At 71.7% G+C, this 11,451-nt stretch carries 10 protein-coding genes and 1 pseudogene; 3 read left to right on the forward strand and 8 right to left on the reverse strand.

The genetic code is table 11. The annotated features are described in order from the left end of the window. Nucleotides 1–17: 17 nt before the first annotated feature. The 8 genes and pseudogenes from Dvina_RS51850 to Dvina_RS51880 all read right to left on the reverse strand — a co-directional run bounded on the left by Dvina_RS51850 (nucleotide 18) and on the right by Dvina_RS51880 (nucleotide 8,558). Nucleotides 18–845 carry a class I SAM-dependent methyltransferase gene (locus Dvina_RS51850; RefSeq protein ID WP_223099595.1) on the reverse strand — a complete coding sequence of 276 codons (828 nt, stop codon included), beginning with the start codon at nucleotides 843–845 and terminating at the stop codon, nucleotides 18–20. A 46-nt stretch (nucleotides 846–891) separates the two neighbouring features. Beyond that, nucleotides 892–2,097, reverse strand: a complete 1,206-nt coding sequence (locus tag Dvina_RS51855; protein WP_223099597.1) for an ABC transporter substrate-binding protein — start codon at nucleotides 2,095–2,097, stop codon at nucleotides 892–894. 34 nt (nucleotides 2,098–2,131) lie between these two features. Next, on the reverse strand, nucleotides 2,132–2,728 hold the full coding sequence (locus Dvina_RS51860; protein WP_223099599.1) for a GTP-binding protein: 597 nt from the start codon (nucleotides 2,726–2,728) through the stop codon (nucleotides 2,132–2,134). Between the two features lie 17 nt (nucleotides 2,729–2,745). After that, nucleotides 2,746–3,183, reverse strand: a complete 438-nt coding sequence (locus tag Dvina_RS51865; protein ID WP_223099601.1) for a roadblock/LC7 domain-containing protein — start codon at nucleotides 3,181–3,183, stop codon at nucleotides 2,746–2,748. Further along, nucleotides 3,180–5,645, reverse strand: coding sequence for a sensor histidine kinase (locus Dvina_RS51870; protein ID WP_223099603.1), 2,466 nt, complete (start codon nucleotides 5,643–5,645; stop codon nucleotides 3,180–3,182). Before Dvina_RS51870 ends, Dvina_RS51865 begins: the two co-directional genes overlap by 4 nt. Beyond that, a complete protein-coding gene (locus tag Dvina_RS55025; RefSeq protein ID WP_246655876.1) occupies nucleotides 5,642–6,007 on the reverse strand; it encodes a hypothetical protein in 366 nt (121 codons plus the stop codon). The genes Dvina_RS51870 and Dvina_RS55025 overlap by 4 nt, the downstream gene beginning before the upstream one ends. A gap of 981 nt (nucleotides 6,008–6,988) precedes the next feature. Beyond that, nucleotides 6,989–7,318: pseudogene (locus Dvina_RS55915) on the reverse strand (helix-turn-helix domain-containing protein); the annotation flags it as partial. 31 nt (nucleotides 7,319–7,349) lie between these two features. Next, nucleotides 7,350–8,558, reverse strand: coding sequence for a helix-turn-helix domain-containing protein (locus Dvina_RS51880; RefSeq protein ID WP_223099607.1), 1,209 nt, complete (start codon nucleotides 8,556–8,558; stop codon nucleotides 7,350–7,352). 71 nt (nucleotides 8,559–8,629) lie between these two features. On the opposite strand from Dvina_RS51880, the gene Dvina_RS51885 reads away from it, so the two are divergent. The 3 genes from Dvina_RS51885 (at nucleotide 8,630) to Dvina_RS51895 (ending at nucleotide 11,371) form a co-directional block, all read left to right on the forward strand. Next, the gene (locus Dvina_RS51885; protein ID WP_223099609.1) at nucleotides 8,630–9,346 is read left to right on the forward strand and encodes a haloacid dehalogenase-like hydrolase; all 717 of its coding nucleotides are present in this window, start codon (nucleotides 8,630–8,632) and stop codon (nucleotides 9,344–9,346) included. Continuing rightward, entirely contained in the window at nucleotides 9,343–9,996 is a 654-nt protein-coding gene (locus Dvina_RS51890) for an HAD family hydrolase (protein ID WP_223099611.1), read from the forward strand. The genes Dvina_RS51885 and Dvina_RS51890 overlap by 4 nt, the downstream gene beginning before the upstream one ends. Nucleotides 9,997–10,270: 274 nt before the next feature. After that, nucleotides 10,271–11,371 carry a DegT/DnrJ/EryC1/StrS family aminotransferase gene (locus Dvina_RS51895; protein ID WP_223099613.1) on the forward strand — a complete coding sequence of 367 codons (1,101 nt, stop codon included), beginning with the start codon at nucleotides 10,271–10,273 and terminating at the stop codon, nucleotides 11,369–11,371. The last annotated feature ends 80 nt before the right edge of the window (nucleotides 11,372–11,451 follow it).

Here is an 11,451-nt window from a genome sequence, read left to right on the forward strand (position 1 = left end):
GCGGTCGTGTCGCGGGGTCAGCGCTCCGGGCGGCGACCGACGGCGGTGACCATCGGGTAGGACCAGGCGAAGGTGGCCGGGTCCTGCATCCCGTCGCGGAGTACGGCGAGCTGCTCGGCGGTCACACCACGGCCGAGCAGTGCGGCCTCCATCTGTCGGCTGTTGCTCGCGTGCAGCAGGCAACCCGCAGTGCCGCCCTGCCACAGCTCGTTGTGGACGCGGGCGGTCACGTCGACGAGGCCGGCGTCGGTCATCGCGAGGGGGATGCGGTTGGCCCACTCCGCGGAGGCGCCGTTGTCCACCGCCAGACCCACGAGCGCCGTCTGGAACGCCAGGAACGCCGCAGCGACCTCGGCGGTGGACCGCAGCAGCATCTCGTCCAGGCGGCGGCAGTCCCAGTCCGACACGACCAGCACCCCGCCCGGCTTGAGCGCCGCCGCAGCCCGCCGCAGCACCTCCTCACGCTGTGGCAGGTGCATGAGCAGCAGCCGGGCGTGGACCAGGTCGTAGAGCTCCTTGCCGAGGTCAGCGACGGTGAGGTCGGCCTTGACGACGTTGATCAGGTCGTGGGTGCGGATGTGCCTCGGGTCTTGGTCGACGGCGACGACGAGCCCGGACGGGCTGACCTGGTCAGCCAGCCAGGTCGCGACGGTGCCGCCGCCGGCGCCGAGGTCCAGGCAGGCCCAGCCGGCCTCGACGCCCTGCAGCGCCAGCACGTCGGTGGTGTGCGCGTCGAGGATCTCGGCGAGGAGCCGGACCTGCTGCGCGGCGTCGGGGGTGGCGTTGTCGAAGGTGTAGCGGCCCGGCGGGACCGTGGGCGCGCCGGACATCGTGGTCATGGTCATGGCTGGTCTCCGAAACGGTGAGAGGGACGGTGAGCGTTGAAGGGATTCAGCTGCCGAGCGTGGTCAGGTTCTGCACGACGACGTTGGCGCGGGCCCGGCCGTCGTTCTGCACCTCGCGCAGGTACCAGGGCTGGATCGGCGAGTGCGCGGTCCCGAACCGCCAGCTGCCGCGCGGGGAGTCGATCGCGCCGAGCTTGCCGATCGCGGTGTTGATGCTCTGGCTGGTCGGCGTGTCACCGGCAGCGGCGATGGCAAGGTCGAACACGAGCGCGGCGTCGTAGCCGGTGACGTTGTAGATGTTCGGCGCGGCCGAGTACTTGGCCTGAAACGCCGGTGCGAAGGACCGGTTGGCGGCGTTGTCGACGTTGGCGGCGTAGTTCAGGACGGTCCGCACCCCGTCGGCGGCCGGGCCCTGCGCGGCCAGGACGGCGCCTTCGGTGAGGAACCCGGCCGCGTACAGCGGCACCTTGCCCTTGAGCCCGGCCTGTTCGTACTGCTTGACGAAGTCGACAGCGGCGGTACCGGCGTAGAAGCAGTACACCGCCTTCGCCCCGCTGGTCTGGACCTTGTTCAGGTAGGGCAGGAAGTTCGTGGTCGCCGGCCACGGCGTCCAGGCCGGTTTGCCGTCGTCGTTGGCGAGCTTGCCGCCGGCGCCGGTGTAGGCGTCGACGAACCCGCCGATCTGGTCGTGCCCGCCGACGTAGTCCGGGCCGATCACGTACACCGTCCCGTCGACGGCGGTCCGCAGATGCTGCGCGATCGCCTGCCCGGTCTCCCGCGACAGCCAGCTGGTGTGCCAGATGTAGCTCAGGTCCGTCAGCGTCGACGGACGGCCGCCGGTGCCGACGAACGGCACCTTCCGCTCGGTGACCAGCGTTTTGATCGACTCGACGGAGTCGGCGGTGCCGGTCCCGGCGATCGCGACGACCCGGTCCTTGTCCAGCAGCTTCTTCGCCGAGTTGATCGCGGTCTGCTTGCCTTCGGCCTCGTCGGCGGTGACGACCTCGACGGCGTGCCCGCCGAGCTTGCCGCCGTGGGTGTCGAGGTAGAACTGCCAGCCGCGGCCGATGTCGTCACCGATCGACTTGTACGGCCCGGACTGCGGCAGGATCAGCCCGAGTTTCAGCGGACCGCCGGTGGGCTGCTGGTCGCCGGAGGCGGCCGAGCCGGAACAGCCGGCCGCCGCGGTCAGGGCCAGTACGGCAGCCGCCGCCAGGATGCGGGTACGCAGTTGGTGTCGTCGCAGGGTCACGGTGCTCCTTCGAAGGGTTCGCGGTGCAGGTCGGTCAGGAGGGCACGCCGGCGGCGTGCCGGGGATTGCGGCGGGCGAGGACGTGCTCGACCAGCGCGATCAGCGTGTCGCGGACCTGGCCGCGGTCTCGGGCGTCGCAGTGCAGCACCGGCACATCAGCGCTGATGTCGAGCGCTTCGCGCAGTTCGTCGTCGCTGAAGGCGGGAGCGTCGGGGAAGGTGTTGAACGCCACCGCGAAGGCGATGCCCCGATGGGTGAAGAAGTCGACGGCGGCGAAGGAGTCCTCGATGCGGCGGGTGTCGGCCAGGACGACCGCGCCGACCGCACCCTGGACCAGCTCGTCCCACATGAACCAGAACCGGTCCTGCCCGGGGGTGCCGAACAGATACAGGATCAGGTCGTCGTCGATGCTGATCCGGCCGAAGTCCATCGCGACCGTGGTCGTGGTCTTGTCCGGCACCGCGGCCGTGTCATCGACGCCGACACTGGCGCCGGTCAGCACGGCCTCGGTCGTCAACGGGGTGATCTCCGAGACCGCCGCGACGAACGTGGTTTTGCCCGCCCCGAACCCGCCGGCGATGACGATCTTCGCCGACGTCACCCGCCGCGTGCCGGTAACGGTGCTGGTCATGTGCTGCGCTGGGCTGGTCATGCTCGCTGCGGCACCCGCTGCTGCGGTGTGAGCACGGCGCCGACCCGGTTGATCAGCATCGCCATCTCGTAGGCGATCTGCCCCATCTCGGCGTCCTTGGCGGCCAGCACGGTCAGGATCGAACCGTCGCCGATCGCCATGACCACGATCCGGCCACCGGCCATGTCGACCACGACCTGCTCGACCGGATTGGCTTGCATCAGCTTGGCGATGCCACGGGTCAGCGACTCGATCCCGGTGGTGAACGCGGCGACCTGCTCAGCGGAGTCCTTCTCCAGGCTTTGGCTCCTGGCCAGGCACAACCCGTCCGACGAGACGGCGACCGCGTGCGCGACACCGTGCACTGCGGCGAGCTGGTCGAGCAGGAACCCCCACTCGTGTCGCGGCGCGTCCGGCGCCCCGGCGCGGGAATGGCTGGCATAGGGATGGGTCATCGTGCTGCCTCCTGGACGTGGATCTGGCCATGGACCCGGTGGCTGCGCCGCCCGGCGGCGACCAGCCCGGTCTGAAACGCGCTGACCTGCCGGCGGACCGCCTCCGGGTCGCGCCGCAACGGTTCGGGCTGCCCGGCCGCCGCCAGCGCTGGGATGAGCCGCTGCCCGGACCGGCGAACCGGCAGCCCGTTCGCTGTCGTCCGCTCCGGTACGGCACGGGCGGCCTGCGCCGCCGCCGTCGACGCGGCCTGCCAGTCCGGCGGCACGAGGGAGGACACGACACCGCCGTGACCGCTGGTGACGAACCACGACCGCACCTCGTCGTAGATCGCCAGAGACGGCGTCGCCGCAGCGGAACTCATCGGTGGAGCAACCGGCGCTGCCTCCATCGGCGGCCACGCTGCCGGAGGCGGCCCCTGCGGGCGGCGCGGACCGACCGCCGGCAACTCCCTGGTCGCGCCGGCCTCGACCGCTGGCGGCACTGCCGAGGGCGGCGGAAGGACCCTTGAGGTCGCGGTGGTGAACAGGGCGGACGGGACGGTGATGTCGACGGTCGTGCCCCGCCCTTCCGAGCGCACGCCGACGCCGATGCCGTGCCGCTGGGCGATGCGTCCCACGACCGGCAGGCCCATCTGCTGCGCGGTCCGCGGATCGGTCAGATCCGGCCGGGCCACCCGCTGCCGTACCGCGGGCAGGTCCTCCACCCGGATGCCGATCCCGTCGTCGCGGATCTGGATGTGCAGCCGGTCGCCGACCCGTCGCCCTTCGATCACGACGTGTGTCTCCGGAGGGGAGAACTTGGCGGCGTTGTCCAGGACCTCGGCCAGCAGATGCACCAGGTCCGGCGCGACGTCCGCGGCGATCTTCACGCCGTCGTCGGCGGCGAGCAGGTCCACCCGCTGGTAGTCGTCGATCTCGCTCATCGCCGCGCGGAGCAGGTCCTGCAGCGGCACGGCGCGCGGCATGCTGCGGCCCGCGCTGGTGCCCGACAGCACCTGCAGGCTCGCGATCAGCCGACGGATCAAGGTGGCGACATGGTCGAGCTCGAACAGCTGGGCGAGGCGGTCCGGGTCGGTCTCGTCTTTCTCCAGCCGGTCCAGACTGGCGATCATCCGATCGACCCGCTGCTGCAACCGCCACGACAGCGCCTCGAAGATCGACGCGACCGACGCTCGGATCGCCACCTGCTCACCAGCGATGCGCACCGCCGCCTCGACGACCGTGTTGAACGCCGCCGCGACCTGGCCGACCTCGTCGCGGCCGTCCACCGGCAGCGGCTCCGCCGCCCGCCGCATCGCTTCCCGCGCCGCAGCCGGGTCCGATCCACCGGACTCCACCACACTCACCATGCGTGGCAGCCGATGCCCGGCGACGGCCTCCGCGCCGGCCCGCAGCCGTGACAGCGACGCCGCCAGGGACCGCGCCACCCACCACGCCAATGCCAAGACCACGACCAGCGCGGCCAGCACGACCGCGCCGAGCAGCACGATCGAGCGACGCTGCTGATCACGCTCGGCGGTGACCGCGGCGAGCAGCTCGGCGTCCAGACCCGCTTCGACGGTGTGCATCGCGGCCATCCGGGCACCGACCGTTTCGGCCCACCCCGTCGCGTCGACCTCCAGCCGCAGTGCCTCACCCGGCCCGGCCCGCACCATCGAACCCTGCAGCCGCTCCGCCCGCAGCACCTGCTCACCGCCGACCTGGGCGGTCAACGCGCCTCGCCAGCCGGGCGGGGCCAGATCGCGGAACGCCTGTGTTGACTCCACGAACCCGGCGTCGGCCGCCAGCACCTCCTGCTGCCCGGCCGGGGTCAACGCGCCGGCATCCACGGCCCGGACCCCGGCAACCTGCAGCAACCCGAGCGACTCCACGGCCTGCGACAACGCCGCGCTCGCCCGTAGGCTGTTCGCGGTTGCGGCGTCCACGCCGGTCAGGCTCAGCCCCTGCCGATACGCGATCAGGTCCGCGACGATCGCCCGGTACCGGAACAGCGCAAGGCTCGCCCGCACATCCGGCGCCGCCTGCACCTGCTGCCGCAGCCCGGCCAACGCCGCCAGCTGCGTCTCCACCCGGTCGACGGGACCGGCGAGCCCGGCCGGGATCCGCACCGACGCCCGAGCCGTCCGGAACCGGCCCACAGCCGTGTCCGTGGCCACGGCCCGCTGTCGATACGCCTCCAGCGCCGCCGGCCCACCGCCGCGGGTGAAGACCAGCGCCGCGCCCGCCCGCTCCAGCTGCAACTGCCCGGCCAGCTCTCCGGCGATCCCGCCCAGCGCCACCACCTGCCGGGCCTGATCAGCGCGCATCGCCCCGGACGCCACGCTCGCCGCGATCACACCGGACAACGCCAGCACCGCCGTGACCGGCAGCATCAGGATCAAGGTCAGCTTGACCCGGATCCGGCGATCCCGCAGCCGCCACCCCCGCCGCCGGGACACCGCGGTCGGCTGGTGGTGCGTCATCGCACACCCGCCAGCAGCCGACCCACGCCATCGACATCGCTGTCGGGAATGGCCATCGTGGCCCCCGGGCGAACGGCCGCTGTTCCGTCAGGAACCGGCAGTCCGCACGACCGCGCGTCATGCCGGGCCGTCCACCGCTGCACCCACGCCCCGCTGCTCGCCACCATCAGCCGTCGAGCAAAAGGCCGAACCCAGCACGTGCCACGCCCGCCCGTTCGGCACGCCAGTTCGACGCAGCCGCTACCGGTTGCCGGATCAGGGCGATGCCGCTCGACCAGCTCGGCGCCGTGCAGCCACAGCGCCGTGTCCACGACATCGGCGGACGGATCTGCAAATGCTGCGTCGGACACGGCCGTGCGCATCAGAACAACCTCTTCCGGATCGGCATGATCACTTGTTGGGGCGGCGACGTGCAGGACGGCCGCGGCACCGTCGAGCCGGTCACCGGCGCGTGCCCCAGGCGCACCGAGGGCTGCCCACGTCAGGTGCTGGGGCGCCGATCGGCGGGCTTCGCTGGCACCGGAGGGCCACGAGAGTCCGTTAGGCCGGCGTCTGCAGCGCCGAACGGCGGGATCGCACAGCACACGCGCCACAGCGCTGGAACCGACCGTGCACGGCGCGCACGGCCCATCGGGACCGGCCGTGCGCCGGCCGGTGGGGGACGACGTGATGGTGGAGCCGCCCACCGCATGCCTCCCGTACTGAGTCTGTGGTGATGTCCCGGCCGGGACGTCACAACGTGCTGGCGCGGCCCCCTCAGACCGCTTGCCGGACCGCTCGGCACGCGGCCTGGCTCGTGACGACCGCTCGCTGATGTCCGGGCCGTCGGTGTGGTGCTCGGGCACCGCCTGTTGCTCGCCGCAGCACCTGCCGTGCGGCGTGCGCGGTGGCCGATCCACGCCCGAGTCAGGCCCGAGCGGGCCATGAACCGACGACGCCCGTGCACACTCGCCGATGTCTATTTGGTCGGCGCGGCCGTCGGCGCGCCAGAGGTCGGCGCGGTACAAGCGGCGGGGCGCGGGCTTGTACCGCGTGTGAGCGCCACGCGCGGTACGCCTGGTCAGTGGCGGACGCGTCCGCGTCGCGGCAGGTCGCGAAGCCTGCGGCCAGCGCGAGAGCCCACGATCGTCGCGGCGGTCAGCCACCCGGTCGATCCGGGCAGCGAGGGCCCGGTGCGAGCGTTGCTCGGCACAAGTGCCAGCGAGGGGAATGTCCGGCTCTTGGCGCCGCCTCGTCGGGTCTGCCGGTACGTGGCCGGCTGCAGTGGTCGTCGTCCGTACGGCATGCAGTTGCCCACCCGCGTCGAGTGCTGCGTCGGCAGCACGAGCAAACGCCTCGGTGGCTCGCCGGTAGCCGTTCTCGACCAGGTTGACCAGCGACCGCGAATACATGATCTGCTGCGCCAGCGCCGTCTGCGACAGCCCGCGGGCCAACCGCCACGTTCGCAGCGCCGCGGCGAATCTCGCCGCTCCCGGCTCGGACGGTGTCCTGGACGGCGTCGTGGACGGCGCGGCGTGCGTAATGGCGCATCCCGTTGTGTCCAACGCATCCACCTCCTCACGGCCATGAACCGCAGCCCCGGCCACCCGGTGGTCGGCCGGTGGCGTCGCGCGGAACACTGGTGACCGTATGTACGGCGATGGATGGGTGCAGGCACGGTGAGGGAGGGACACTGCCAGTGCCCCTCGACCGCCTATGGGCGGGTTACGGTGTCAGACCGGCCGCTTCGAGCAGCGGGTCGAGGTCGGCGCGGATCGACGGAGTGCCGCGGGCGCCGAGCTGCCGCAGGGTCTCCCGGGCGATCGGGTTGAACCGCAGCTCGTCCCGCGAGTCGCGCAGCACGCGGCCCATCATGTGCACAGCGGCAACAGGGTTGTCGCGACGGACATAGCAGCGAGCGGCGTCGATATGGAAGGTGAGGCGGCGCTCCACCGACGCGGCGTTGCGGGCGTCGGTCCGTTCGACGAGGTCGAGGGCTTCGCGGGTCCGACCGAGTTCGATTGCAGTCGATATCCGGTGCAGGGCCACGTTGGTCGGCCCGAACACCATCCGGTGATGGTTCGTCTCGCCGGTGCGAGCAGCGATCGCCGCCGCGGTGTCCAGCAGGTTCCACGCATCCTGGGCATCGTCCTCACGAGCGGCCTCCGTCGCCCCGAGCAGGTGTAGGCCACCGAAGACCGCGAGCCGGCCCGGGGCGGGAGCGTCGCCGAGCTGCGCGCCGAGGTGCGTGATCGCGGTACGGACGACACTGCGTGCCTGCTCGGTCTTGCCCTGCGCGGACAGGATCATGGCAAGGTTCCACGCCGCCGCGCCGGTCAGATCGGGGTCATCGGCGTCGAGGGCGCAGGTGACGGCTCGGTCGGCGACGACCCAGGACAGGTCGTACTCGCCGACCCGTTTGGTCCACGTCCGGGCCAGCTGGTAGACGGTGCTGGCCAGGGCGAGCGCCTCCCGGCGCTGCTCGCCGGCTGACGTGTTGACCTGCGCCTGGGCGAGGCGGATCACCTCGGTGAGATACTGCCCGACCGCGTCGTAGCGGAAGCTCGACGGCTCCTGCCAGGTACCCCAAGCGCGGCCGACGAGGCGCCGCAACGGCTCCAACCCCACCGGTTCGGTGCCGTGGCCGCGTTCGAGGACGGCGGTGCGGACGCTGTCAGCCGCCGCATGGCCGCGCCGGGCGTCGGGCAGCATCGACATCGGCACCCCGGTCAGGTCCCGCAGATCAGCGACGCGGAGGATCTGGGCGAACAGCACCAGTTGCGCGAAGCGGGTCACGGTCCGCGCGCCGGACTCGATCTTCTTCATCATCGACAGCGAGATACCGGCCAGCCCGGCGAGTTCTTCCTGGGTGAGGCCTCGGCGCATCCGGTGCTGGGCGATGCGCTGCCCGATCGCCCACTCGTCGATCTCCATACCGTCACCCCACCGCCCGTCTGGACCGGTTGTACCCGTGCAGGTTCGGCGCAGCCTGGCAGACTCGAAGGATGATCGCTTCTGGGTCCGGCCGTCGGCTGATCCTCTGGGATATCGACCATACGCTCATCGAAACCCGTGGGCTGGGCTCCGAGCTGTACGCAAACGCGTTCCGCACCGCCACCGGTAGCCCGATGGTGCACAAGGCGGAGGTGACCGGGCAGACGGAGCCGTCGATCCTGACTGCGACCCTGCGCCTGCACGGCATCGCCGAGGACGAGCCGCACCTGTCCCGGTACGAGGCGGCGCTGCCGGCCGAATACGACCGGCGCCGCGCCGACCTGGCCGAACGTGGACGGGTCCTGCCCGGCGCGCAGCAGATCCTCGCCGCGCTCGCCGGCCGGCCCGAGCTGGTGCAGTCGGTGCTGACCGGCAACCTCCGCGAGGTCGCCCGGATCAAGCTCGAGGTATTCGACCTGGACCGCTACGTCGACCTCGACGCCGGCGCCTACGGCGACGACGACACCGACCGGCCCAAGCTCGTCGCCGTCGCCCAGCGTCGGGCGTCGGCGAAGTACGGCACCGTATTCGACCGCGACAACACGGTTGTGATCGGCGACAGCAGCCACGACATCAACACCGGCCTGACCGGTGGCGCCCACGCCGTCGGCGTCGCCTCGGGCGGCGAGTCCGTCGAGCAGCTGCTCGCCGCCGGTGCCGTCACCGCGTGGCCGGACCTCACCGACACCGACGCGATCGAGGCGTTCCTGCTGTCCTTCCCGGTATGACGCAGCAGCCTCCCTGGGTGAACGCCGGCCGCGCTGCAGCGCCGGCCGACGTACCCGACGGTGCTGGTTTCGAGGCGCTGATCTTCGACTGGGACGGCACGCTCGTGGACTCCCGCGAGGTCTGCTACCGCGGTCTCGCACAAGCACTCGACGGGGTCGGTGTCACCCTCGACCCCGGCTGGTACTGGCCGCGGCAGGCGATCGCGTCACCGGACCTGCTGGTGCTGTGGGAGCAGCAGTTCGGGCCGTTGCCCGCACCGATCGAGGCGATCATCGCCCGGTGCCGGGCGAACGTCATCGCCGCTGCCGCGCAGCTTGTCGTCGTCGACACCTACGTGCAGATCGCTCGGGCCGCACGCGACCGTGGCCAGCGCACCGCGATCGGCTCCAACGCCTCCACCGACACGATCACGGCCGGGCTCACCGCGACCGGCCTCGCCGACCTGTTCGACGCCGTCGTCACCTGGAGCGACGTGCCGGCTGGCCGGGGCAAGCCCGCGCCGGACATCTTCCTGCTCGCCGCCCAGCGACTGCAGACGCCTCCAGGCCGCTGCCTGGTCTACGAGGACGCGGACGCCGGTGTCGCGGCGGCCCTGGCCGCCGGAATGACCGCCTACAACGTGCGGACCGGGCGACTGCTGCACCCGTGATCGTCCGGCCGTCCCGGACGCTCACGGGTACACCGCACCCCTCGCACAGGTGTACCAGCCGATCAAGGCCGACGCGCCCATGTATCCACATACGTTGCGAGAGTGACGCCCCTACCGTGCATCACTTCACAGATCCGCCGCACCCAGATCCGTCCATCGATCGCCGCCGGCACCCCGGCTCGAGCGCATCGCGGTGCGTCGCCAGCGACTGATCGGCTCAGCGCAGCTTGCCCGGTCGGACTCCCGACCGGAGCTCCTGGACGGGGCACCGGTCATGGATGAGATCGCCGCGTTCAGGGTGCGGTTCCCGGCCGAGGTCGTCGAGGAGTTCCTCCGGCGAGCGGCAGCGGTGCTGGAGACCGGCCAGCTGATCCCCGGGACGAACAACGCCGAGTTCGAACTCCGGTTCGCGGAACTGGTCGGCGCCGAGCATGCGGTGACAGTGTCCTCGGGTACAGCTGCGCTGGAGATCGCACTTCGAGTCGCGGCGGTCGAGGGCCGGCCGGTGCTGGTGCCCGCGAACACCAACTATGCGACCGCAGAGGCGGTGCTGCGGGCCGGGTGCCGCCCGGTGTTGTACGACGCGGGCCTGTACCCGGACCTCGCGGCGATCGGCGCCGCCTGGACACCCGAGATCGCGGCGGTCGTGGTGGTGCACATCGGTGGCTACCTCACCCCGGAGCTCGTGCGGATCCGGCGCTGGTGCGACGAGCGCGACGTCCTGCTGATCGAGGACGCCTCGCACGCGCACGGCGCCGCGGTGGACGGGCGCCGGGCCGGCACGTTCGGGCACCTGGCGGCGTTCTCGCTGTTCGCGACGAAGGTCCTGACCACGGCCGAGGGCGGGGTGCTGACCACCGGGTCCGGCGTGCGGGCGGCGGCGGCGCGCCGGTACCGCGACCAGGGCAAGGCCGACGACGGGCTGCACAACGTGGTGTTCGGCAGCGCGTGGCGGATGTCGGAGCTGCACGCCGCGCTCGGCGTCGCCCAGCTCCTCGGGTTCGAGGCAATCCTTACCCGGCTCGACCGGCTCGTCAGCCGATACCTCGACGGCATCGACCATCCGGCAGTGCTTGTGCCGCGGCTGCCGGGAGCTCGCTGCAGCGGCCACAAGTTCATCGTCACCACCAGCGGCGCCGCGGCTCGGGAGTCGTTGCGCGCCCATCTGCGGGCGTGCGGTGTACAGCCGGGCAAAGGCGTCTACGACGTGCCGTTGCATCGGCAGCCCGCCCTGCGCCTGACAGACCAAGGGCCGTTTGCCGCAGCGGAGCACTTCGCGGCATCGCACGTGTGCCTGCCGCTGTGGCACGGGCTCACCGACAACGAAGCTGACCGGGTCGTCGAGGCCGTCAACGGGTGGCGCTATGACGGCTGACACCGGCCCGTGGGCCCCGGCGACGCTGCTGGCGGCGTACCTGGCGCGGGTGGACTGGGCGCAGGTCGCGGTGCTGGACA

Source organism: Dactylosporangium vinaceum (assembly GCF_019904175.1).
GTDB classification, from domain to species: domain Bacteria; phylum Actinomycetota; class Actinomycetes; order Mycobacteriales; family Micromonosporaceae; genus Dactylosporangium; species Dactylosporangium vinaceum.

Bases quoted from the DNA above. Each gene is read 5' to 3' on its own strand.
- Dvina_RS51850 (WP_223099595.1), bottom strand. From the start codon at position 845: ATGACCATGACCACGATGTCCGGCGCGCCCACGGTCCCGCCGGGCCGC.
- Dvina_RS51860 (WP_223099599.1), bottom strand. From the start codon at position 2,728: ATGACCAGCACCGTTACCGGCACGCGGCGGGTGACGTCGGCGAAGATC.
- Dvina_RS51865 (WP_223099601.1), bottom strand. From the start codon at position 3,183: ATGACCCATCCCTATGCCAGCCATTCCCGCGCCGGGGCGCCGGACGCG.
- Dvina_RS51870 (WP_223099603.1), bottom strand. From the start codon at position 5,645: ATGACGCACCACCAGCCGACCGCGGTGTCCCGGCGGCGGGGGTGGCGG.
- Dvina_RS55025 (WP_246655876.1), bottom strand. From the start codon at position 6,007: ATGCGCACGGCCGTGTCCGACGCAGCATTTGCAGATCCGTCCGCCGAT.
- Dvina_RS51880 (WP_223099607.1), bottom strand. From the start codon at position 8,558: ATGGAGATCGACGAGTGGGCGATCGGGCAGCGCATCGCCCAGCACCGG.
- Dvina_RS51885 (WP_223099609.1), top strand. From the start codon at position 8,630: ATGATCGCTTCTGGGTCCGGCCGTCGGCTGATCCTCTGGGATATCGAC.
- Dvina_RS51890 (WP_223099611.1), top strand. From the start codon at position 9,343: ATGACGCAGCAGCCTCCCTGGGTGAACGCCGGCCGCGCTGCAGCGCCG.
- Dvina_RS51895 (WP_223099613.1), top strand. From the start codon at position 10,271: ATGGATGAGATCGCCGCGTTCAGGGTGCGGTTCCCGGCCGAGGTCGTC.